We start from the raw sequence: 22,465 nt of genomic DNA on the forward strand, positions 1-22,465 counted from the left end.
GCTCTCTCCACTGAGGATGCTCGCAGTAGAGCGATATCAGTTCGCCGGTAGGGTACGGCTGTCTTTGAGTATGAAGGCAGGGCTGCATCATGTTGATAGCAGCTTAAAGTTAGTGCTCCATTAAATGGTCGGCGGTGGTCGCCAGCATAGTCACAAGTCGAGTTGGCGCACACCACGTCGTAGATTTCCTGCCAGACAGCGAATTTCGATAAAACTTCCTCACATCGGATGAAGCGGGCAAAAGTCTGGACATACGCCTCAATCAGATGTGGAAACACAAACAAGGCCACGCCATGATTCGTGCCGTCTTTTGCTATAGTCGCCCAACTTGCAGATCGCACGGTCAAACCTTTCACAGATGAGAAACTCTTCAGTGAAAACTGGCGGTCAAGTGGAACAAGATTGACGGGGAATGTGAGGAAGCGTCTGCATGTGGCTCTTCATACCTACAGATGCTGTAGCCTTGCGGCTATGGCATGCAGGGGACGGAAATCGGATAAAACAGGCGAGGATACGGAGAAGACCGACCTTCGCCGCATGATCCATGTACCCGCTCATGCCGACCTTGTCCTATGGCTTCTAGGCCTGGTTCTGTTACTGCCAATGAGCTGGGGCTGGTATAGCAGAACTCCCATTGAGTTCTTTATGGCATTCCCGTATGCCGTTGATTTTGCCTCGGACACTTGGGTGAACAGGATAATTGCGACCACTATTGTGGGGCTTGTCTGCTGGCTGATAAGCGGCATTGTCCATATAGTTGCCTTGTATAAACGGAAGTCGCGCAAAGCCCGGAAATGGTGGAACGTCGTCACAAAAATCCTGCTTGTTTTAGTGACGTTGATCGTCTTGCTGCATAGTCTGGCTGGGGTACTGTTCCTCTCGATAGACGTCAGCGATATTCCCCTGTGAGTAAAGGCTGATGCTGACGCTCGCTCACCGCCTATAAATCAATCAGCTTCATCAAATGGCTAACAATCTGGATTCGCAAGGAATGCAGCATACGCTCGAGCAAGGGTTTCGGCTCCATCATTAGCACGAGGCCGGTCAGCTCCAGATGCGCTCAAGAACTTATCTTTGCCAAAGTTGAAAACTTCCCAAAGCCACATGTCAATGCTGATGGCGATTTTCTAGAAAAGAGAGCGGGCGACGGGAATCGGACCCGCCTCTGAAGCTTGGGAAGCTTCCATTCTACCAATGAACTACGCCCGCAAATCCGGCTACCGGGGTCAGGCCTCGGCCAACCGCATGTGAGTCACCATAATAGCAGGTCTCGGCGATGTGCGCGAATCACCAATTCCAGTCGCAGTTGCGTGACAGGCCTTCAATCCACTTTCAGATAGTGCCATCAGGCTCGATCAGGTCGGCCACCACTGTGGAGCAGGCCCCGAGCAAGGCGGCATCCTCGCCCAAGGCCGAGCGGTCAACCACCAGGGGGCGTCGGAAATCAGCAGCCAGAGCTTCGTTCATGGTCTTCTCCATGGCGCTCAGGAAGATGCGGTTGACCACTCTGGAGTCGCCTAGGACAGCTACTCGAGGGATGTCCATAAGGCCTGCGGGAATAGTCAGAACGCGGCCCAGCAGTTCACCAGCTCGGCGCAAAATGCTGGCCAGATTGTCAGGGTCCCGATCTATTGCAGCAGTCAGCTTGGGAACGGTAATCAGCGATTCCAGGCAGCCGCGTTTGCCGCAGCGGCACTGAGGACCGGTGGGGTCCACCACCACATGGCCGATCTCGCCGGCCGCGCGATTGCAACCGGTCACCAGCTCGCCGGAAACCAGCAACCCTGCCCCAACCCCGTCGCCCAGATGGACCAGAAGCAGGTCGGACTGGCCCGAGCCAAACTGCTGCTCAGCCAGGACCTCATTGTTGGCATCGTTGTTGACAGTCACCTCCAGGCCTGTCTTCTCATGCAGATAGCCACGCAGGTCGGTCTGAACCCAGCCCAGGTTGGTGGCATCATCCACCACACCTTCAGCGCTGACAATGCCGGGACTGGATACGCCGATACCCATGATGGGGTGGGCTGCACGCTGCATCAAAGAATCGGCCAGCTCCCCCACCAAATCCAGGGGGACCTTGCCGTCAGCGGTCAGCGGGATCTCCTCACGCGCCGCCACCTGCCCGGTCAGGTTGAGCACCGCCCCCCTGAAGACGTAGGGCGTGGAAAGGTCCAGAGCCAGGATGCTGCGCCCATCGGGATTGATGCGCAGCAGCCGTCCCCGCTTGCCCGGCCCAGTGGATTTGCTATAACCCACTTCCATGAGCAGATGCTCGCCCAGCAGCTCGGCCACGATGTCTGATATGGCGACCCTGGTCAGCCCTGATGCGCGGGCCAGATCAGCCCTGGTCATACTGACATCGGGGTAGAGCAGCCTGAGCAGAATGGCTCGGTTGTGGTGCCGCACCGACTTGGGCAGCGCCTTGGACAGGTTACCGGTATTGCTGGTCATGATTCGCCTGACGATAGATAATGCGGGAACGGGGACCCGCCATGGGGATTGGGCCTTGAACCCCGTGATCATGCCCATCCATGCTTGCTACTTATATTGTAAACTTCCTTGCTCGGGCAGGTCCATACCTCGTCATTGCGGCACCAAAGGGGTTCGTTTTCAGGACTGCCCACTAGCATCGTGAGCAAGAAAACGGGTACAGCCAGTAAAAAGTTCAGTTTCCTAACAATTACGTGTTAGGCTGTAAACAGATACCAGAAACAGCTGCATCCCCCGCTGAGCAAAGGAGCGATCGCCATGACCACGACACCGAACCATTCGGGAGTCTCACCGTCCGCCATAAATCCCCGATACCTGCTGGGCAACGAGGCCAACCGCATCTTCATGGCCTCGCAGACCTATGGCTTCCTGGACTTCGGACGAGGGTTCCCTACCGAGCAGGGCGGTGCCGGCTGGCTCAATGACGACGGCAGCATCGACCCGGACCAGGGAATCCAGACCTGGATCACCTGCAGAATGACCCACGTCTACGCCATCGGCAGCCTCCTGGGATACCCGGGCGCATCAGAGCTGGTTCATCGTGGCGTCCAGGCCCTCCAAGGCAACCTGCACGACGACGAACATGGCGGCTGGTATCCCTCGGTCTCCTGGCAGGGCCAGCCCGAGAGCGGCAAGTCCTGCTACACCCACGCCTTCGTAGTCCTAGCCGCTTCCTCGTCCATGCTGGCGGGCGACCCCGATGGGCAGGACCTGCTGGACCAGGCACTGGAGATCTTCAACCGCTACTTCTGGGATGACGAGAAGGGCCTGGCCGTCGATACCTGGGACAGTGGCTTCACGCAGCTGGACTCCTACCGGGGGCTCAACGCCAACATGCACAGCACCGAGGCCTTCCTGGCCGTGGCCGATGCCACCGGCAAGGAGGACTACCGCGAGCGCGCCGGCCGCATCATCGACCAGGTCATCAGGTGGGCCGAGAACAACCAGTGGCGCATCCCCGAGCATTTCAACAGCGACTGGCAGGCCGACCTGAACTACAACCAGGACAACAAGGCCGACCAGTTCAAACCCTATGGAGCTACGCCGGGCCACGGAATCGAATGGGCCAGGCTGATCACCCAGTACGCCCTGGGCAGGTTCGATCAGGAGGCCGACCGTCGCCGCTATATCGAGGCAGCCGAGCACCTGTTCGCCAGGGCAGTGGAGGATGGCTGGGCCGTCGACGGGGCCGAGGGCCTGGTCTACACCACGGACTGGCAGGGCCACCCTGTAGTTCACGACCGCATGCACTGGACCCTGGCCGAGGCCCTGAACACCTCGTCCACCCTCTACGCAGCCACCGGCAAGACTACCTACGCTGACTGGTACGCCACCTTCTGCAGCTACGTAGACCACTACCTAATTGACCACCAGGGCGGGTCCTGGTGGCATCAGCTGGATGCCGACAACCATGTCATCGGCACGGTCTGGCCCGGCAAATCCGACCTCTACCACGCCTTCCAGTCCACACTAATCCCCTACAACGACCCGGCGGTCTCCATCGCCACGGCCGTCAAGAAGGCCTGTGGACAGGGACGGACGGACCAGGATCAGGCCCACTGAAATCCATGGCAGCATCGACCCCGCATCCCGAGGCGGATACAGATAGCGTCCAGGCTGGCCCGATCAGCCTGGGGATTGACATTGGCGGTACCAAGATCGAAGGCGTGGCCATGGATGGCGACAAGCACCTGCTGGCCAGCTTTCGAATCCCCACGCGCGAGGGAAACCAAGCGGTTTATGACGACACGGTGACGCTTATCCGCCACCTGCTGGATCAGTTGGGCCCGAACCAGGGTACGGCCACCGTGGGCCTAGGCATCCCGGGACGTGTGGATGCCAACCGGGGAATAGTGGATGACGCGGTCAACCTGGGCATCCGTCACATGGCTCTGGGTCCTGCCGTCGCCAGGGCGACTGGCCTACCTGTCCGCGTCGAGAACGATGTCAACATCGCTGCACTGGGAGCCGCATCGCAGGCCGATGACACACTGGTGGCCCCTGGAACCACACCCCACTCCGAGGCTGCCCGGGACCAGTCCCGACGCCCCGCATCAGAGCCTGGACGTGATGGGCCCAGGGCCCTTCCCGACCAAGACGACCACGTAGTGGCCTTCATCAACCTAGGCACCGGTCTGGCAGCGGGCATCATTCGAGAGGGTCGGATCGAACACGGAGCCAGCGGGGCAATCGGCGAAATTGGCCACATCTCAGTGGATGACCATCGGTTTCCCTGCAAGTGCGGCCAGTGTGGCTGCCTGGAGACCGTGGCCTCAGGTTCGGCAGCGGAAGCCCTTTGGCCGGGAATCGCCCACCCCATGCCTGACCTGATTGCCCAGGCAAGCCAAGGGAACCAGCACGCGCAGGAAGTCCAGGACATCATCGGCCATGGCATTGCCCTGGCCGTACAGATTGTGGCCCTGACCATCGATCCCGCAGTCATCATCCTGGGCGGCGGCATGAGCAAAATCGGCCAGCCGCTGCTGGATCTGGTCACCGAACATCTGAATAGAAGTGCAGCCTGCAGCCACTTCATCGCCTCGCTGAGTCTGTCAGACCGGCTGCGTCTGGCCCCAGCAGACCTGCCCATCGCAGCCATCGGCGCAGCCTTGGCAGGACGCATGGCCGCCGACAGTCGCCCATCTGACTTTATTGGAAAGGAAATCGCATCATGACCGAAATCATCATCGTCAAGTCCCAGGAGGAAGCCGGCAAAATCTATGCCCGCTACACAGCCGACCTGATCCGGCGCAAGCCTGACTGCGTGCTGGGTCTGGCCACGGGGTCCAGCCCCCTGGCGGCATACCAAGCGCTTGCCGATCTGGTCCGCAAGGAGAAGATCGACGTCTCCCAGGTGCGCGGCTTCGCCTTGGACGAGTACGCGGGGCTGGATCCGGCCCACCCGCAGTCCTACCGTTCCACCATCGACCGAACCGTTGTCAAGCCTCTGGGCCTGGATCCTGCCAAGGTAAGGGTGCCCAATGGAAACCTGGACACCATCAAGGACGCTGGCCGCGTGTACGACCAGGCAATCGAGGATGCCGGCGGCGTCGACCTGCAGATTCTGGGCATCGGCACCGATGGACACATCGGCTTCAACGAGCCCGGGTCCTCCCTGGCCTCGGGCACCCGCATCAAGACCCTTACCGAACAGACCCGCATCGACAACGCACGCTTCTTCGACAATGACATGGACCAGGTACCCACCCACTGCATCACCCAGGGAATCGGGACCATCCTCAAGGCACGCCAGCTGGTCCTCCTTGCCTTCGGTGCCGGGAAGGCAGAAGCCGTGGCCGAGAGCGTAGAGGGCGGCATATCATCCTTCTGCCCGGCCTCCGCCCTCCAGATGCACCCCCATGCCACCGTGATTGTGGACGAGGCCGCCGCCTCTCGCCTGCGCAACCGCGACTACTACAAGTGGGCATATGCCAACAAGCCTGACTGGCAGTCCATCTAGAAGGCAAACCAAACATGTCCAAGGAAGCATACGAGTCGGCGGGGCTCGCGGTTGAATCATCCCTCCACGGACCGGCCCATCCCCTTGTCCTGACTGGCGCAAGGCTGATAGACGCTCGAGGAATCAGGGAAAACAGCTGGATTTTGGCCCTGGATGGCAGGATTGAGCAGGTCGGGCAAGGCAGAGAGAGCCTGGAATCCGCCCTGAGGGCCGCTGGCCTGCCCAGCCTGCCGCCCTCCTTCCAGCCTGGATCAGATACCCATGACGTGAATGCGGACGGTGCTGAGTTCATCGATGCAGCCAGCTTCATCCTCACCCCCGGGTTCATCGACATCCACTCCCACGGCGGCTGGGTTCACTCATTTGACGACGGCGACGAGGCCATTCGCACAGCCAGGGCCTGCCATATGGTCCATGGAACAACCAGGCAGGTGCTCAGCCTGATCACCAATCCGGTCGACACGATGTGCACCAATCTGCGCTCAGTCAAGAGGGTCATGGACTCCAGGCCCGACGTGCTGGGCGCCCACTTGGAAGGGCCCTTCATCGCACTCTCCCGTAAGGGCGCGCACGATCCCAAGTGCCTGCGCGATCCTGAGCCAGCGGTTCTTGACAATCTCCTGGAGGCTGCCGACGGTTGCATACGCCAGGTGACCCTGGCCCCCGAGCGCGACCATGGCTACGAGGCCATATCCCGCCTGGCCGAGTCCGGTGTGGTGCCTGCGGTTGGCCATTGCGATGCCGACTATGACCAGACCCGCCGCGCATTCGATGCCGGCGCCCGTATACTCACTCATGTTTTCAACGCCATGAACGGCATCCACCACCGTCAGCCGGGCCCCATTCCAGCCGCCGTGGAGGACCGCCGGGTTACGGCCGAGCTGATCAACGACGGTTTCCATGTGCAGGACCCCTGCGTCGACCTGGCCTTCAGGCTCTTCCCCCATCGGATAGCCCTGGTCACCGACGCCATGGAGGCCACCGGCTGCGAGGACGGCGCCTACAAGCTGGGTTCCCTGGATGTAACAGTGAGGGGCGGCCACGCCCGTCTGACCTCCAACGGGGCCATCGCCGGCTCAACCCTGACCCTGGATGTGGCAGTCGGCAGAGCTGTCCAGGCCATCGGCCTGCCAGCCCCCCAGGCCGTGGAAGCCGCCACGCTGACACCTGCCCGAGCCCTGGGACTGGACCGCTCCAACCCGATCACCGGTGCTCCGCTGGGTCTGCTGGCACCCGGCTATGCGGCCGACCTCCTCCTCCTGAACCCGGCTGACTGGTCCGTCAAAACCGTGGTCTGTAACGGGCACAGGATTCAGCTTTGAATCGACCTCAGCGGCTCCTCCTACTCCGACCCGGACAGAAGGAGCCGCTCTATATCCTCTTGATCCATATGGGGATAGGAACCGCAAATCCTCCCATCCTGCATATACAGAATTCTGTCGGCCCTGGAAGCCACCCTGGCATCATGAGTAACCAGAAGGCTGGCCTTGAGTCCCGCACTCATGGCTGCTTGGATGGCATCAAGGGTGTCCTCACGGGCTCTGGGATCCAGATTGCCGGTGGGCTCATCCGCGAAGAGAACCTGCGCATCCATGATCATGGCCCGAGCGATGGCCACCCGCTGCTGTTGACCTCCTGACAGCTCGCCCACCTTTCGCCTCATTACACCGGTCGGCAGGTCCACACAGGCCAGAGCCCGACGTACAGCACCATCATCGGTGGCTGAACCATTCAAGGACCGCGGCAGGATGATATTCTCGGCGACCGTCAAAGAATCGACCAGCATGTAATCCTGAAAAATGAAGGCGAATTCGGTCCTGCGAAGCCTTGCCCGGCGAAAATCCGGCTGCCGAGCAATATCCCGATGCTCATACCAGATCTGACCTCGCAAGGGGGTCAGGATGCCGGCAAGCAGCTTGAGCACAGTGGACTTCCCGCATCCCGAGGGTCCAATCAGGGCCGTAATACAGCCATCTTGCAGTTCTATATTGACTGGCCCGATTTGAGGTGCCGGCCCATTCCTGTCATACGACTTTCCCAGCAGACGATGCCTGCGTCGTCCATTTTCCGAGTAGTCGTAGCAAACGGACCTGGCCCGCAAGACCGTACCGCCACCATCCGGGCCCACACCCTGGGCAGTTACCTGAGATTTTCTTGCATCCCATCCATCATGTCCTGTTTCCATACATCCCTCCTTCTCACGCCCAGCCTTCTTACACGCAATTTTCAAAACATCCGCTCACAACCGCCGAATGTAAGACTCCGTCTCATTTCATGGCGCTCTCACTTATTTCCAGTCCACCACAGGCTGCTTTGCTCATCCCTGACAGACCAGACGAACATAGGAAATCATGTGGGCGACCAGGGCCACCAGCCCCATCGCCAGGACCACCGCCAGAAGCAGACCCAGCTGCCCAGCGGGACAGTAAAAGGAGATACCTCCATAGAGTTCGACTGACTGCGGGTGAGAGCAGAGGTTGACAACCAGGAGCGAACCGGCGCAGGCCAGCAGGAAGGCCGGCAAGACTTCGCTCAGGTACCTTAACGTCCCACTGCATCCGTACCGCCAGACTCCCAAATCAAGAAGGACGGCCACGGCCCTGGTCCTACGCCTCTCCTCAACCATGGTGAAGATCAGCGACAGGACGCCCACGGCACATATGACCAAGACCGGGTAGACGATGACGGCCATTTCCTTCATCCCCTCCCCTCCGGTCTGTGAATAGATCTTGCCAGTCGGCAGATTCGCCACCCATGCTTCAGCCGTCTGGTCAACGACCCCTGTCGGCACCTCCCGGCCACCCACCTGTGACGAAACCAGAGCCAGGGGAGTGCGCCCGCCCCAACGTTCATATCCGGTCTTCCATGCATTTCGGGAGGTAGAAGTAGATAGATGCGAGGGGATGAAGTACTGACCCATTCCACCCGGCAGGTCAGCTATAGCCGCAATCCGACTCCGTCGAGCTGGTCCGTTCCCATCATCAATACAGACCGGCGCGCCGAGGGACATACCCGCACCCACCTCCGGACTGGAAGCCACCACCCCATCGAGCCCGTCCAATCCTGTACTATCCCGCGCAGGATGCAGGGCTGCCGACGGAAAAATCCGACTCAGATCGCCATCTATTTGAAGGCGTGAGGCACCACGATAGTAGGAGGCGGCCCGGCGTATTTGCCGGTCGCATCCCGCACCGTCCTTTGCCATAGGCACTACGGTGGCAGGAGCCAGAATAAGAGGATCAGTATCGCGCGACCGAACATAGGCAGCCCAATGATCCAGGGCCCCTCGGTCACTGCCGACCGGGCTGATCACAGACCCTCCTGCCAGAGCCGTGGTCAGAGAGGCGCGCGCATTGGCATCGCTGTATCCCAAGAAGCCGAAAAGTCCGCAGGCAACTGCAGTGGCGACGACCACCATCGTGAAGAGGGAGGCCGCCCTAGTGGTCTCCTGATTGCGCAAAGCCAAGGTGACCACAGGACCTTTTGGGTAACCCGCCATGATGACCCCCGCTGCTCGGTTCAATAGGGGTCTGCCCACTCTTATCAAGGCCCATGCCAAGAGAGGAATCAAAAAGATGCCCATACCGCCGGCGGCCGCTCCAGTCCCCTTTAGGTAGATCATCATGCAAGTCGCAAGGACCACCAGGAGCATGGCCGCAGTAGACAGGGCGCGGTGCCGTCTCCCGGAAGAGCGGGGCATGGACTGCAAATCGGGCCGAGCTCGGATGACCCTCACTGCAGCCAATATGGCGCCCAGACATTGGCACAAAACGGAAAGCAGGACCGTCATAAGAATGGAGGAGAGGTTTGGCAGAATGCCATGCTCCGGCAAAAGCATGTCCAGCCGTGCCATGGCAGGCCTTGCCAGAGGCTTCATCAGCTCGCCCAGAGCCACGCCAATGAGGCCTGAGAAGGCAGCCATGAGACCTTGGACGGCCAGTATCGAGCCCAGGAGCCGACAGGGGGAGGCGCCCAGCAGACGGATGCGCATGAGCCTGTCCCATTGAGCAGTGAAGGCATGGTCGCTGATGGTCTTGGAAACGGAAGCTGAAGACGTCAGAAAGATGGCTACCATGACTACCGGAGTGGTCGAATCGGCACCCTCTCCTCCCCGGACCATAGCCTCAAGAACCAGGAGAATCAAGGCCATGGGACAGGCTCCAGCCAGGATGTTCAGGATTTGCAGGCCGCGGTTTCCCCTCCACAAGGAATTCACCAGGCGGATGTACCCGATCCTAATACTCCGCCCCTCAGCCCCTTCCGTTCCGGGTCCTTTCCTTTCACTGCCTATTGCTGCCCATTGCATAGGGCCAAGCTATATCGACGGATAGTGGAGATGCTACCGACAGATGTCACCATCAGGAGGACAAATGTCACTGCGTCCGCTGCACTGCAGAAGTTACCTGCAAGAATCCGCGGTCAATGGAAGGGAGAGTATTACCCGGGTACCTCGGGAAGACTCCGCTGTCTCTGCCGGTCCTACCTGCAAGAAGCCGCCCAAGTCCTTTACCCTCTGCTCAAGGGAGGACAGGCCGAAGCCCGGCACAAACCGACCAGACCCTTTGCCAGGACCCACCCCGTCGTCCGTCACACACAGGCGAAGGGTTCTCGGTGCCAGATCAATAACAATCGAGGCGGAGGAGGCATGGGCGTGACGGACCACGTTGGTCAAAGTCTCCTGCAAGGCCCGGTAGATAAGGACCTTATTCTGCGATGACAGGCCCTCCAGGCTCCCATTCACCGTAGCGGTCACATGCAGACCTGTGGATTCAAAGGAGTCTGCCAGACCGACAATCGACTCCTTGGTCAGCTCCCCGCCAAAGGCAGCCGGGTTCAAAGCCCTGGCCTGCTGACGTACCTGAGCCAGTGCCTTCTTATCGATGTCTCCGGCCTTGATCACATGGGTGAGGGCCCGGTCGATGGATGAACCCTTGTGCAGGGTCCTTTGCGCCGCCTCAAGCTCCATGTGCATGGCCGATAGGTACTGACCAATCGAATCATGCATCTGCGAGGCCATCTCTGCCCGCTCCTTAGCTAGGGCCAGGCTCTCTATTGTGAGCGACTGCCTGGCGAGCTGCCGGTTCTTTTCAATGAGCAGACGGCTGGCCCGTGCGTAAAAGAGGAAAGCCACCGCGAAGAAGACGATCAGAGCCAGGTTCAGGACCGTATCGCCCCAGGAGTCCCGTCGCCATTCTCCCCTCCATGCCATATGCAGAATGTAGACCCCTATTTCCCCTCCTACTGCGACCCAGGTCCAGATCTCCGGAAAGGCGAAGAGAACATCCACAGTCACGATGGTGGTGAGAAACATCTGCGGCGGATTGTCGAAGAGAGTGGCTGCCAGACAAACCGCGATGAGAAGGCCCCCACAAATGAGGGCAGGAATACGTCGCCGAATCAGCCTATAACCCAGCCAGGCCGACACCATGACCGTCTGGAAGAGGAAGAAGTTGAGAGGATTGCCATATTTTGACCACAGGAAGGAGCAGCAGAACGAAGCGACCTCCACCAGGCCCACGTATGGGAGGGACCCTGGTTTCCGCTCCTGAGACGACTCAGTTTCTGACAGGCTCATGACCGCCTTGAGGTCATGGCCAACTCGGTGCGATTGCGCACGCCGGTTTTGTCGAAAATGCTGCTGACGCGGTTTCTGACCGTGCCCAGGGATAGGCAGAGATGATCGGCAATCTCCCTGTTGGTTAAACCAGCCACGATCATGTCGATGATCTGACGGTCAGTCCGATCGAAGTCGTCGGCTACGTCGACTCCTCCCGCTGCTTTGACAGGCTGCGACGGTTCGCCTTCCCTGCTGATGAGGTCCATCAGCCTACCCGACTCTGCAGTCCCGAGGACGCGTTCACCCCTATAGACCCTATGCACGGTGCCGATGATCTCCTCTGCATCGGCGTCTTTGAGCAGGTGCCCATATGCTCCAGCCTTGATGCTTCCCACAAGGTTCTCATCCTCGTCGAATGCCGTCAGTGCGATGCATCGGGCTTTCAGTCCTCTCTTACGCAAGATGTCGATGAGGCGAATCCCGTCAATGTCAGGCATACGGCAGTCAACCAGGGCCACATCGACATCTCTCAGGCGAGGGTGCTCCAGAAGCTCCCGGGCACTGGCTGCATCCGCGACAATGTTGATATCGTCCTCATCAGCCAGTATCGAGACCAGTCCTGCTCTGACCAGCTCCTGATCGTCGACGATGGCCAGATTGATGGTCTCCGTCATCCCAGGCATCATCTCCTATCGACAGGGACGCAAAACTGCTCGACCTCTCAGTACCCCACCTGGGCTCCACGCCCGGAATTCACCTGGGTCTGCCCCATCTCCTGGCTCATCTGCATCAGGCGGGCTATGCGTTCCTCGGTGGGCGGATGAGTGGAGAAGAGCCTGCTGAATCCCTTGACCGAGAAGGGGTTCTCGATCATCATGGCGGCGGCGCTCTGGGTGCCGGCGGTCTGAGGCATGGGCACGGCCTGGGATCCGTAGGATATTTTGTTCAGCGCCGATGCCAGAGCCGCCGGATCCCCGGTCAGCCGGCTGCCGTCCTCGTCGGCGTCATACTCTCGAGTACGGGAAATGGCCATCTGAATCAAGGAGGCGCCCAAGGGGGCCAGAATCGAGCTGATCAGCACGCCCAGGAGGCCAAAGAGGCCGGAATCATTATCCCTGTCCCGGCTGTCGCCGCCGAAATACATGAGGGAGTATCCCAGGTAAGTAATGACCGTGGCCATGGCCGAAGCCACGGCAGAGGTCAGGATGTCATGGTTGTAGACATGCATAAGCTCGTGGCCCAGCACCCCGCGAATCTCACGCTCGTTGAGGATGCGCAGAATCCCCTGGGTGCAGCAGACGGCGGCATGGCGCTCATTACGGCCTGTGGCGAAAGCGTTGGGCGAGTCAGTGGGGGCAATATAGATACGAGGCATGGGCTTACCGGCCCTCCCCGACAGCTCCCGGACAATCCGGTAAAGGTCGGGGGCCTCCTGCTCGCTGACCGGCCGGGCATGCATGGAGGCGATCGCCACCTTGTCGGAGAACCAGTAGGACCCGAAAGTGGTGGCCAGGCCTATAAGGATATAGATGCCCAGCGTCCCCTGGCGACCGCCAGTCAGCCACCAGATGAGCATGATAACGGCCCACATGAGGGCGAACAAAAGCGTCGTTTTAAGGCCGTTGAAATGTCCGTGAACCTTCAGCTTGCCATTCATGGGTTCCATGGTAGACAATACCGCTGAATTTTTGCTGAACGACCGCTGAAAAGATGGGGCTGCCGATGTCCCCCTCTTTGTTCAGAACAATACGATTGGATCTACGCTCTTCCTGTCACGAGGCTTAGGAACATATTGGGCCTTCTTCAACCTCCCGTTGGCATCGAAGAATCGCCGAAGATTCATGGTCTTCACCCCAAACTGGTCTGCGATGTTGGGAATCTTGGGCTCTTTCTTCATGTGCTGCCCCTGTTGCAGCGGAACTCGGGCCTCATCCGTCACAATGACCGCCCCTTCGACCTTGGCCACGGCAATCAGCCAGGGATCCGCCTTGCCCTCTGACTCCCAGTATTGGCGCGACCCTTCCGTATACTGCCCGCAGGTGACCAGATAATCCTGGATTTTCGCATAGACCTGTGCATACCTGTCGTCCTTATGGCTTATTTGGCGGCCTTTGAACACTGCACGCACCCAAAGAGCCAACATATCGGGATCAGCGGCCTGCTCATTGACCAGCTCGTCGTAGACAACATCCACCATGGCAATCACCCTGTCCTCAGTCAGCTTTTCCATCCATCGCCAGAAGGGGTGGAACTCCTTGTAGTCGAAAGGATGGTTGAGCCCGTAGGAGGCGATGAAGACGTTGGAATCGGGCAGGTAGAGAGTAGGGGTCATATCAGCTTCTTTTCACGAATCAAACCCTGATAAGACTGCGGAGAACGCACCCCCACCAGGTCGAAGCCCTCGGTCGGGGCCAATCTGCCCCCGTCCATGGCGGCATTGACCAGGCGGACGAAGCCGGTGTCGACCCTGGATGCGTTGGTCCTGTTGCCATTGCCATGGGGTTCCCGATCCTGATGGCGAGTTGCCTTGTCCTGAAGATGCCGATTCATTCGTGCCTGCAGTTCCTCAAGCGTATCCTCGCCAGTCAAGCCGAACTGATGGGCTTGTATGCCCATAGCCAAGGCGCTCAGGTGGAAGTCATCAGCTATGGACTCGGCGGCATCGGCAGGCTTTTGTCCCTCTTCCAACTGCTCTCGCCACACCTGCCGGAAGCGCTCATCGTCGATCACGGCCTTTACCACTGCCCGGTTTATAGCGCGCTCCGTGACCTTGCGATCCCCTTGGCCGCCAATGCCGTCGAAGAGCTCCTGAGTGCCCAGCAATACGTGCCCCACCTCATGAATCAAGGTGAAGATCATGCCGTCAAAGGAATCGTTTCTGTTGATGAACACCAGCGGAGCCATGTCGTCGATCAGCACGAACCCGCGGAATTCCTGAAGATCCAGCTTTCGAGAACTCATGGAGCCCACCTGGGAGTTGAGCATGATCATAATGCCTGCATTAGAGGCCCGTTCCTTGATCTGACGGAAGCGGTCACTGGAATTGCCGCCCTCCCAGGTAGAGCGCACATCCAGTCCTAGGGTGGAGCGAAGCGCATCAGCCAGGGCGTCGTCCTGCTCTGCATCCCCTACCGACCCGACCAGCGGGTTAGCATCCAAACCGGATTCGAGCAATTCATCCCTGGCCCATTCCTGTCTGAATCGCATCTGGTCGATAGTGTCCTGCAGATTTTTGCTGGGCTGCACAGACGTATTGCCTACGGTACGGTACCGGACCAGGGGCTCAAGGCGGTGCCGGGGCACGACCGACCTGACCAAGGCGCCGAAAGGCACATGCAGGGCCCTGCTGAGCTGCTCAACCTTGTTGAAGGATACGGACACGGGTTCCTTGGATTCCAACCAATCCGGCAACTGGCCAAGCCCCCGGCGCCGGGACAGGGCCACTGGATCGGCATCGCTCTCCTCAACGGCCCACTGGAGGGTGGCCGGATAGAGAGTCAGGTTAGCCATGTCACGCTCCTTCGATTCCGTGAGGGGCTCATACGACAATGATAGCTGTGCCAGATCTATTCGCCGCACTGTGAGCACCCAGTAGTGTGTACCAAGAAAACAGGGCCTGGATGAGGATTCATGAACCTCATCCAGGCCCTACCACCGACGGCCTATGGCCGATCGCCTACTCGCCGTGGGCGAGCTGGCGGAGCTGATCGGGGTCGATGACCTTGATGTGCTCGCGGCCGACCTTAGCCCCTTCGGCTCGCTCGTAGGCATCCACCCGTTTCCAGCCGGCGAAGTCGATGGGCTGGATGCCCTTGTCAGCCAGGAAGCGATCAATCGAATCGTCGTCCCGGTCCTTGGCGAAGCGGCCGCGAGACGGGCTGGCAGCCAAGTCATCCAGCATGTTGCCGATGGTCTCCAGGGCATCGGACTTGGTGGACCCGATCAGGCCCACGGGTCCCCGCTTGGCCCAGCCCGTGGCGTAGAGCCGGTCGATAGGTCGACCATCCTGCCCTTCGGGAGCAGTAGTCACGCGACCGTGGACGTTGGAAAGAGTGTAGCCGGAGAAGTCGTAAGGAATGCCGGGAACCTCGGCAGGCTTGTAGCCGATGGCATGGTAGACAGCCTGTACCGGATACTCCTCGTACTGGCTGGTCTCCTCCATGGTGCCCTCGGGCGTGACCTTGGTCTTCTCCACGCGAATTCCGGTGACCTTACCATCCTGGCCGATGATTGCGGCGGGCATCCGGTAGAAGTGCATATAGAAACGGCGGTCGGCGGGATTGCCTTCGAAGTCGACGCCACCGTCCTCAGCCATGTCCTCGGCCATCTCCCTGATGGTGAAGAGCTCCTCCAGCATCTGCCGGGTCAGCTTGTCGGCGCCGGCCCGATCGATGGTCTCCTGATCCAGGTCGAAGTCCTCCTCGTCGATGACGATTTGCACCCCGGGCAGCTTCTCCAGCTCACGCAGCTCCTGGACCGAGAACTTGGCCTGGGCCGGCCCGCGACGGATGAACATGTGCAGTTCGCGGGCCTGGTTGCCTTGAATCCCCTTGTAGACATTGTCGGGGATGTCCGTGCCCAGCAGGTCGTCGGCCCTGCGCATCAGGATTCTGGAGACATCCATGGCCACGTTCCCGCCTCCGATGACTGCCACCTGCTTGGCATCCAGGGGCCACTCCTGGTCAGCATCAGGATAGCCGTCATACCACTCGACGAAGTGAGCGGCCCCATGAACGCCATCAAGTTCGTGGCCGGCGATCTCCAGGGGGCGGTCGTCCACGGCGCCGGTGGCGAAGAGCACCACATCGTAGCGCTGAAGCAGATCATCCAAGTTGACGTCCTTGCCGAACTCCACATCCGCATAGAGGTGGATCTCGGGGTTGTCCAGGGTCTTCTCCAAGGCGCCGGCGATGTACTTGATGCTGGGATGGTCCGGGGCCACGCCGTAACGGACCAGGCCGAAGGGAACAGGCAACTTCTCGAACAGATCGATTCGGGCCCTGTCGCCCAGACCCAGGTCTGCGCCCTTCTCCCGAAGTTGCCGCAGCAGGATGTCAGAGGCGTAGACCCCTGCAGGCCCCGCGCCTATGACGGCCACGCGCAGGGGGGAGTCGGCCTCCTCGCCGCGGGCCGGTGCGGGCATGGTGGAATCGTTGACATTATTATCGCTCATGCTTGTCAGCCTAACGCAAAGCGACGGCCGGGAACAGAGCTAATTGGGCTCCATCCCCGGGACTTTCACCAAGCGTCGCGAATGGCCTCAGTCCCGGTCTATCAGCGCAGTCAGGGCCCAGAGGATTGAAACCACGTCGATGGCCTCTTGCGTAAAGGCGCCGACAACCACCGGAATCAGATCGAAGGCGGCACAGAGCATGCCCACCGTGGCCAGGGTCAGACCCAGCATGACCGCCTGGAGCATGACCCGCTTGGTCCTGCGTGCAATGGTGATTGACCTGGGCAGGCAGGCGATGTCGTCATTCATAATCACGGCCTGGGCGGACTCGGAGGCGGCCGTGGTGGTTCCGTCGGTGATGGCCATGCCCACGTCGGCCGCGGCCAGGACCGGGGCATCGTTGATCCCGTCCCCCACCATCAGGGTGATGGATTTGGTCACTGACTCCCCCAGGAATTTGGACAGCCAGATGTCCCAGATGGGCTGCCGGTTGGGCTCCTCCTTGGAGGCCTTGGCAATCAGATCGGCCTTGTCCTCGGGGAAGAGGCCGGCATGCACGTCGGTGATGCCCACCTGGTCGGCGATGATCCGGGCCGAGTCCTCCTTGTCGCCGGTGACCATGGATAGACGGGTGATGCCCAACTCCCGCAGCTGGGTGATGGTCCGGGCGGCATCCGACCTGGGCACGTCCTTCATGACGACCCTGGCGGCAAGGACCCCATCAATGGAAACATAGGAGGCCATCTCATCAGGCGCCAGGGGGCCGAATAAATCACTTGAATGCCCGTCGGCCACGAACTGGGCCCTGCCCACCTTGACCCGGTGACCATCGACCTGGCCCTGCACCCCGTTGCCGGAGTCCTCCTGAACCTCCCGCGCATGCAGATGGGTCTCGCCCTTGCCCTGTGCCCGCAGTCGCTCCTGGGCGGCGGCCCCGGCCTCAGCTATTCCGTTGGCCAGGATGTGGACCGAGTAGGACTCCACAGCACCCGCCATGGCCAGAATCCGGTCCGTATCGACCTTCTGCTTTTCACCGTATGGCAGGTCGATCTTGGCCACCTGAGGTCGTTTGACGGTCAGCGTGCCGGTTTTATCGAAGAAGATGTGCGATACCCGGCCCAGATTCTCGATTACGTCCTGGGTCTTGATCAGCAGCCCAGCCTTGGCCAGCCTCCCGGTCCCAGCCATGTAGGCCACAGGGGCGGCGATCAGCAGAGGACAGGGGGTGGCCAGGACCAGGACCTGTGCGAACCGGGTCGGCACGCCGGAGATGATCCAGGCCACGCAGGCGATGATGAAGGCCACCACGGTGAAGGGGACCGCCATCAGGTCGGCTGTTCTGACGACTGCAGCCCGGGAGTTCTGGGCGGAACGCACCAGGTTGAGGATTCGCTGGTACTGGGAGTCCCGCGCCAGTTGCCGGGCCCGCATCAGAAAGGTGCCCGAGCCGTTGACCGCCCCGGACATGACCTGGGCATCCTGGTAGAGTCTGCGGGGCATGGGCTCGCCATTGATGGTGGACATGTCCAAGGTGGCGGTGGGGCTGATCAGCTCGCCATCAACGGGCACGGTCTCGCCGGGCTTGACCACCAGGAGGTCGTTCAGACGGACCTTATCGACCGCCACCGTGCTCCAGTCGCTCTCCTTGGGAAGGGCATGCTCCCCCTCTGGCAGGTCTGCCTGGACCACATGGGCCACCTGGGGTGCGGCCTGGACCAGTACGGTCAGGTTGTTCTGCGCCTTGTTCCCGGCGTACTGCTCGATGGCATCGCCGGAGTAGAGCATGAGGACCACGGCCCAGCTGGCCCAGTACTGCCGGACGGCAAGGGTGGAGAGGATGGCGACCACAGCCAGGATGTCCACGCCCACGTGGCCCTGGCGCACGTCATCGATCATCCCCTTGAGGGTATCCACCAACGAGACGGCCACCAGCACGGCGACCAGCCATTGGGCAGCCTGACGATAGGGGTGCCAGAGCAGGCCCATGACCAGCCCACAGACCAGAACCACCCAAAGCATGGGGACCTTCTTGGCGAAACCCAGGACTCTTGACATAACCACTTCCCCGCTCCGGACTTGTCGACCTGACAGCCGTAGCCGGATCACGGCTCTCTTCTGCTCTTGACATTTCAAGCCTATACCGCGCCGGGGTCAGCGATGGACGGCGGTATGACAAGGGGCCGCACCTGTCATCTGACGGATGCGGCCCCTGGGTTCAGTCCCGGATCACTGCCCGAAGAAGAAGCGGAAGGGATCCATGGAGTCATCGTCGTCGCCCGAACCGCCCTGGCCAGAGTCACCGTCCTGACCACTGCCGTCCGAGTTCCTCCTGTTGGTCCTAGGCTTGCCCTGGACGGTCTGCTCCTCGCTGTCCAGTGTGGCGCTCAATTCGGCGGTCTTGCCGTCGCGCACCACGGTGATCTTGACCGAATCGCCGAAGGCGGCAGCCCGGACGAAGCCCAGCAGGGAGTAGTTGTTGTTGACCGCATGGCCGTTGAAAGCCACGATGGTGTCGCCCGTCTTGATGCCCGCCTTGTCGGCCGGTGAGCCGGAGACCACCTTGGTGACCTTGGCCCCGCCTCGGGTTACCCCATCGGCCTGGGCCGTGCTGCTCTGGATGGTGACACCCAAGGAGACATGCTTTGCCTTGCCGTCCTTGATGATTTCATCGGCAATCCGCTTGACCAGGTTGGACGGGATGGCGAACCCGATGCCGATGGATCCCGCCTCGGACTTGGAGGAGGCCATGGATGCGATGGAGGAGTTGATCCCGATGACCTCGCCAGCCGCGTTGAAGGTTGGACCGCCCGAGTTGCCGGGGTTGATTGCCGCATCCAGCTGAACCGCGTTGGTCACAATGGGGTTGTTGTTGCTCTCGTCCATGACCGAGACCGGGCGGTTCAGAGCCGAGACGATGCCGGTGGTGGCCGTGTTCTCGTAGCCCAAGGGATTGCCAATGGCCATGACATTCTCGCCCACAGCCAGCTTTTCGGAGTCGGCGAACTTCACAGGCTTCAGGTCGGAGGGCGCATGATCCAGGCTGAGGATGGCCAGATCGGCCGTGGTGTCGGTGCCGACCACCTTGGCCGTGTACATCTGCCCGTTGGAGAGGGTGACGTGAATCTCCTGGGCGCCATCGACTACGTGGTTGTTGGTGACCACATGGCCCTGGGTATCGAAGACCGCGCCCGATCCGGCCCCCACCCCGCTCTTGGTCTGCACCTGGATGGAGACCACAGACTCGGAGACCTGCTTGCTGATGGTCTGCCAGTCAGGAGCCTGCCCTCCCTGGACCTTGGCTGTGCCCTGGCCTGAGGAGTTGGAAGAGACCCCGCTGAGCGAGGAGGACGATGGCAGGGTGATCCATCCGTTGGACAGTGCCGCCCAACCCAGGCCCAACATGAGGGCAGCAGCCACTAGTGCAGCCACCACGGCGGTGAAGACGTACTTGCCCGTGCCGCTCATGTTGCTGCCGGCGTTGTTGACTGGACCAGGCCGGCCATTGGGGCCACCGGAGCCGAAGGGCACGAACGGTCCCTGACCGGAGGGCTGGCCACCCTGAGGGTTCTGGCCGGCATTCTGACGGGGCTGGCCACCCTGACCGAACTGGCCAGGCTGCCCGTATTGTCCGAAGAAACCCTGCTGAGGACTGGAACCATACCCCTGGTTATTGGGCTGCTGGTTCGGCTGCTGCTGACCCTGATCGTTGGCAGGCGGACGCGAGCCTGCTGGCGCGTAAGCTCCATACTCGGGCGCAGGCCGATAGTAAGGCTGTTGCTGCGTCGGCGCATCCTGCCCCGTGGTCGAGCCACTGGGAGCGGAGGCTGAAGTCCCGGTGCCGCTATCGCCATTCGACCCGTTTTCCGTAGTCGTAGGCAGGGCATCACCACCAGGCATGGCGATGGGGGTGGTGGGCCTCTGGTCCCAGGCCTGGGTCTGCTGGTCCCCTTCTTCTGTCGCAGGGACTTGAGCAGAGACGGTCTGGTCCGCGGAAGCTCCCGTCTCCTGCTCTTGATCGGCGGCCCCGCGCTCGATGTGGCTTGGCTGCCAGGACTGATCGTCATCGCCGCCCCTCCAAGGGTCGGCCTTGTGCTCTTCAGCCATTTCTGCTCCTTTGGATCGATGCCGCTGCCTGCTATTCGGTCACGCTTGTCAATCTACCCCGTCGCCCGCGGTTTTTGCTGTTTCCGGCTGACAGGCGAAGCGGGTCCTCGCATGCATTGCTTCCAAGTCTAGAGCCGAAATGCTGAATGTTGTCTGAACATTGGATGAAAGTCACATCGACTGTACGCAGGGCGGCAGCGGGACGGTTGGAAGTCTTGGATACAGTGGAGCCATGAGCCTGATCACCAACCCACTGGGAACCGCGCCGGGCCGACCCGGCGACCGTGCTGCATTCTCTTTCGAGACCCTGAACCGCCTCCCTGACAGCGCCGAAGGCCTGGGACACGATGGCCGCCGCTACGGCCGCACCGGCATCATCCACACTCCTCACGGAGACATCCACACCCCCGCATTCATCCCCGTGGCCACCCAGGCGGCCATGAAGGCCGTCCTGCCCGAGCAGATGCGGGAGCTGGGTGCCCAGGTCCTCCTGGCCAACGCCTTCCACCTGTTCGAACGTCCCGGTCCCGACATTCTGGACCAAGCAGGCGGCCTGGCCCGGTTCATGAACTGGGACGGCCCCACCTATACCGACTCGGGCGGCTTCCAGGTCCTCTCGCTGGGGGCTGGATTCAAGAAGACCCTGGCCATGGACGTGACCGGCATGAAATCGGACCAGGTGATCGCTGAAGGCAAGGAGCGCCTGGCCTTCGTGGACGAGGACGGAGTCACCTTCAAGTCTCCGCTCAACGGTGACCGTCACCGCTTCTCGGCCGAGATCTCCATGGGCATCCAGCACCGCATCGGCGCCGACATCATGTTCTCCTTCGACGAGCTGACCACACTGATGAACACCCGCACCTACCAGGAACAGTCGGTGGAGCGCACCTTCCGTTGGGCCAAACGCTGCGTGGAGGAGCACCAGAGGCTGACCCAGGCACGGACCGGCAAGCCCTACCAGGCCCTGTTCGGCGTGGTACAGGGGGCCAACTATGAGGACCTGCGCAGACGCGCCGCCCGCCAGATCGCCTCCCTGGACTTCGACGGCGTGGGCATCGGAGGCGCCATAGAGAAACGGCTGCTTGGGCAGACCTGCGCCTGGATCTGCGACGAAATGCCTGAATCCCGGCCCAGGCACGTGCTGGGCATCGCAGCCGTGGACGACATCTTTGCAGGCGTGGAGAACGGCGGGGATACCTTCGACTGCGTATCCCCGGCCCGCTGCGGCCGCAACGGGGCCGTCTTCACCCGTGACGGCCGCTGGAACATCAAGCGCGCCCAGTTCAAGACCGATTTCAGACCCATCGAAGAGGACTGCGACTGCTACACCTGCACCCACTACTCCCGGGCCTACATCGACCATCTCCTTCGCGCCCATGAGCTCAACGGCTACACGCTGGCCACCATCCACAACGAACGCTTCTTTGTGAGGCTGCTGGACGAAATCCGCCAGTCCATAGACGGCGGCTACTTTGACGAGTACAAGAAGGAGACCCTGGCCCGGTTCTACGCTCACGGATCCAAGGGCTGAGCCAACACGCCCTTATTGCGCCGCGCAGACAACCGTGCTAACCTTTTCAGTTGTCTGCGAACGTGGCGGAATGGTAGACGCGCTGTCTTCAGGTGGCAGTGAGCTGATGCTCGTGAGGGTTCAACTCCCTCCGTTCGCACTTGTAGATAT

General features: G+C 60.8%; 17 protein-coding genes and 2 tRNA genes. 7 read left to right on the plus strand and 12 right to left on the minus strand.

Annotated features, from left to right (window positions below):
- The first annotated feature begins 471 nt into the window (after nt 1–471).
- Nucleotides 472–909: a hypothetical protein gene (locus ACUIAF_RS05765; RefSeq protein ID WP_445338123.1), complete on the plus strand. Its 438-nt coding sequence runs from the start codon at nt 472–474 to the stop codon at nt 907–909.
- 229 nt (nt 910–1,138) lie between these two features.
- On the opposite strand, the gene ACUIAF_RS05770 is transcribed toward ACUIAF_RS05765, so the two are convergent.
- Nucleotides 1,139–1,209, minus strand: a tRNA-Gly gene (locus ACUIAF_RS05770).
- Between the two features lie 123 nt (nt 1,210–1,332).
- Entirely contained in the window at nt 1,333–2,451 is a 1,119-nt protein-coding gene (locus ACUIAF_RS05775) for an ROK family protein (protein WP_198204087.1), read from the minus strand.
- 297 nt (nt 2,452–2,748) lie between these two features.
- Here ACUIAF_RS05775 and ACUIAF_RS05780 point away from each other — a divergent pair, with 297 nt between their 5' ends.
- The 4 genes from ACUIAF_RS05780 to nagA are packed head-to-tail and all read left to right on the plus strand — an operon-like array spanning nt 2,749 to nt 7,272.
- A complete protein-coding gene (locus ACUIAF_RS05780; protein WP_445338124.1) occupies nt 2,749–4,053 on the plus strand; it encodes an AGE family epimerase/isomerase in 1,305 nt (434 codons plus the stop codon).
- A gap of 5 nt (nt 4,054–4,058) precedes the next feature.
- Entirely contained in the window at nt 4,059–5,165 is a 1,107-nt protein-coding gene (locus tag ACUIAF_RS05785; protein ID WP_445338126.1) for an ROK family protein, read from the plus strand.
- Entirely contained in the window at nt 5,162–5,950 is a 789-nt protein-coding gene (nagB, locus tag ACUIAF_RS05790) for a glucosamine-6-phosphate deaminase (protein WP_015021154.1), read from the plus strand. Before ACUIAF_RS05785 ends, nagB begins: the two co-directional genes overlap by 4 nt.
- Nucleotides 5,951–5,964: 14 nt before the next feature.
- Entirely contained in the window at nt 5,965–7,272 is a 1,308-nt protein-coding gene (gene nagA, locus ACUIAF_RS05795; protein WP_445338128.1) for an N-acetylglucosamine-6-phosphate deacetylase, read from the plus strand.
- A 20-nt stretch (nt 7,273–7,292) separates the two neighbouring features.
- Here the strand turns inward: nagA and ACUIAF_RS05800 are convergent, their stop codons facing one another.
- The 10 genes from ACUIAF_RS05800 to ACUIAF_RS05845 form a co-directional block, all read right to left on the minus strand.
- Entirely contained in the window at nt 7,293–8,135 is an 843-nt protein-coding gene (locus ACUIAF_RS05800; protein ID WP_015021152.1) for an ABC transporter ATP-binding protein, read from the minus strand.
- 132 nt (nt 8,136–8,267) lie between these two features.
- Nucleotides 8,268–10,100 carry a hypothetical protein gene (locus tag ACUIAF_RS05805; protein WP_445338130.1) on the minus strand — a complete coding sequence of 611 codons (1,833 nt, stop codon included), beginning with the start codon at nt 10,098–10,100 and terminating at the stop codon, nt 8,268–8,270.
- 249 nt (nt 10,101–10,349) lie between these two features.
- Nucleotides 10,350–11,525 (minus strand): sensor histidine kinase, encoded by a 1,176-nt coding sequence (locus ACUIAF_RS05810; protein WP_445338131.1) that lies wholly within the window; start codon nt 11,523–11,525, stop codon nt 10,350–10,352.
- Nucleotides 11,522–12,181 carry a response regulator gene (locus ACUIAF_RS05815; protein ID WP_181415028.1) on the minus strand — a complete coding sequence of 220 codons (660 nt, stop codon included), beginning with the start codon at nt 12,179–12,181 and terminating at the stop codon, nt 11,522–11,524. Before ACUIAF_RS05815 ends, ACUIAF_RS05810 begins: the two co-directional genes overlap by 4 nt.
- Before the next feature lie 47 nt (nt 12,182–12,228).
- Entirely contained in the window at nt 12,229–13,164 is a 936-nt protein-coding gene (gene htpX, locus ACUIAF_RS05820; RefSeq protein WP_015021148.1) for a zinc metalloprotease HtpX, read from the minus strand.
- An 81-nt stretch (nt 13,165–13,245) separates the two neighbouring features.
- Entirely contained in the window at nt 13,246–13,839 is a 594-nt protein-coding gene (locus tag ACUIAF_RS05825) for a DUF4411 family protein (protein ID WP_445338132.1), read from the minus strand.
- On the minus strand, nt 13,836–15,017 hold the full coding sequence (locus ACUIAF_RS05830) for an ImmA/IrrE family metallo-endopeptidase (RefSeq protein ID WP_445338134.1): 1,182 nt from the start codon (nt 15,015–15,017) through the stop codon (nt 13,836–13,838). Before ACUIAF_RS05830 ends, ACUIAF_RS05825 begins: the two co-directional genes overlap by 4 nt.
- A 166-nt stretch (nt 15,018–15,183) precedes the next feature.
- Nucleotides 15,184–16,650: an FAD-dependent oxidoreductase gene (locus tag ACUIAF_RS05835; RefSeq protein WP_445339172.1), complete on the minus strand. Its 1,467-nt coding sequence runs from the start codon at nt 16,648–16,650 to the stop codon at nt 15,184–15,186.
- A 117-nt stretch (nt 16,651–16,767) separates the two neighbouring features.
- Entirely contained in the window at nt 16,768–18,735 is a 1,968-nt protein-coding gene (locus ACUIAF_RS05840) for a heavy metal translocating P-type ATPase (protein WP_445338135.1), read from the minus strand.
- Between the two features lie 171 nt (nt 18,736–18,906).
- Nucleotides 18,907–20,784 (minus strand): S1C family serine protease, encoded by a 1,878-nt coding sequence (locus ACUIAF_RS05845; RefSeq protein WP_110416681.1) that lies wholly within the window; start codon nt 20,782–20,784, stop codon nt 18,907–18,909.
- A 232-nt stretch (nt 20,785–21,016) separates the two neighbouring features.
- Here ACUIAF_RS05845 and tgt point away from each other — a divergent pair, with 232 nt between their 5' ends.
- Together tgt and ACUIAF_RS05855 are read left to right on the plus strand one after the other, a co-directional pair.
- Nucleotides 21,017–22,315 (plus strand): tRNA guanosine(34) transglycosylase Tgt, encoded by a 1,299-nt coding sequence (tgt, locus tag ACUIAF_RS05850; protein WP_015021142.1) that lies wholly within the window; start codon nt 21,017–21,019, stop codon nt 22,313–22,315.
- Nucleotides 22,316–22,371: 56 nt separating this feature from the next.
- Nucleotides 22,372–22,454, plus strand: a tRNA-Leu gene (locus ACUIAF_RS05855).
- Nucleotides 22,455–22,465 lie beyond the last annotated feature (11 nt).

The sequence above is a fragment of the Bifidobacterium sp. ESL0822 genome (assembly GCF_052606675.1).

What these genes read in the sequence shown, in the direction of transcription:
- ACUIAF_RS05765 (WP_445338123.1), top strand. Translation starts at nt 472, where the DNA reads ATGGCATGCAGGGGACGGAAATCGGATAAAACAGGCGAGGATACGGAG.
- ACUIAF_RS05775 (WP_198204087.1), bottom strand. Translation starts at nt 2,451, where the DNA reads ATGACCAGCAATACCGGTAACCTGTCCAAGGCGCTGCCCAAGTCGGTG.
- ACUIAF_RS05780 (WP_445338124.1), top strand. Translation starts at nt 2,749, where the DNA reads ATGACCACGACACCGAACCATTCGGGAGTCTCACCGTCCGCCATAAAT.
- ACUIAF_RS05785 (WP_445338126.1), top strand. Translation starts at nt 4,059, where the DNA reads ATGGCAGCATCGACCCCGCATCCCGAGGCGGATACAGATAGCGTCCAG.
- nagB (WP_015021154.1), top strand. Translation starts at nt 5,162, where the DNA reads ATGACCGAAATCATCATCGTCAAGTCCCAGGAGGAAGCCGGCAAAATC.
- nagA (WP_445338128.1), top strand. Translation starts at nt 5,965, where the DNA reads ATGTCCAAGGAAGCATACGAGTCGGCGGGGCTCGCGGTTGAATCATCC.
- ACUIAF_RS05800 (WP_015021152.1), bottom strand. Translation starts at nt 8,135, where the DNA reads ATGGAAACAGGACATGATGGATGGGATGCAAGAAAATCTCAGGTAACT.
- ACUIAF_RS05805 (WP_445338130.1), bottom strand. Translation starts at nt 10,100, where the DNA reads ATGGCCTTGATTCTCCTGGTTCTTGAGGCTATGGTCCGGGGAGGAGAG.
- ACUIAF_RS05810 (WP_445338131.1), bottom strand. Translation starts at nt 11,525, where the DNA reads ATGAGCCTGTCAGAAACTGAGTCGTCTCAGGAGCGGAAACCAGGGTCC.
- ACUIAF_RS05815 (WP_181415028.1), bottom strand. Translation starts at nt 12,181, where the DNA reads ATGACGGAGACCATCAATCTGGCCATCGTCGACGATCAGGAGCTGGTC.
- htpX (WP_015021148.1), bottom strand. Translation starts at nt 13,164, where the DNA reads ATGAATGGCAAGCTGAAGGTTCACGGACATTTCAACGGCCTTAAAACG.
- ACUIAF_RS05825 (WP_445338132.1), bottom strand. Translation starts at nt 13,839, where the DNA reads ATGACCCCTACTCTCTACCTGCCCGATTCCAACGTCTTCATCGCCTCC.
- ACUIAF_RS05830 (WP_445338134.1), bottom strand. Translation starts at nt 15,017, where the DNA reads ATGGCTAACCTGACTCTCTATCCGGCCACCCTCCAGTGGGCCGTTGAG.
- ACUIAF_RS05835 (WP_445339172.1), bottom strand. Translation starts at nt 16,650, where the DNA reads ATGCCCGCACCGGCCCGCGGCGAGGAGGCCGACTCCCCCCTGCGCGTG.
- ACUIAF_RS05840 (WP_445338135.1), bottom strand. Translation starts at nt 18,735, where the DNA reads ATGTCAAGAGTCCTGGGTTTCGCCAAGAAGGTCCCCATGCTTTGGGTG.
- ACUIAF_RS05845 (WP_110416681.1), bottom strand. Translation starts at nt 20,784, where the DNA reads ATGGCTGAAGAGCACAAGGCCGACCCTTGGAGGGGCGGCGATGACGAT.
- tgt (WP_015021142.1), top strand. Translation starts at nt 21,017, where the DNA reads ATGAGCCTGATCACCAACCCACTGGGAACCGCGCCGGGCCGACCCGGC.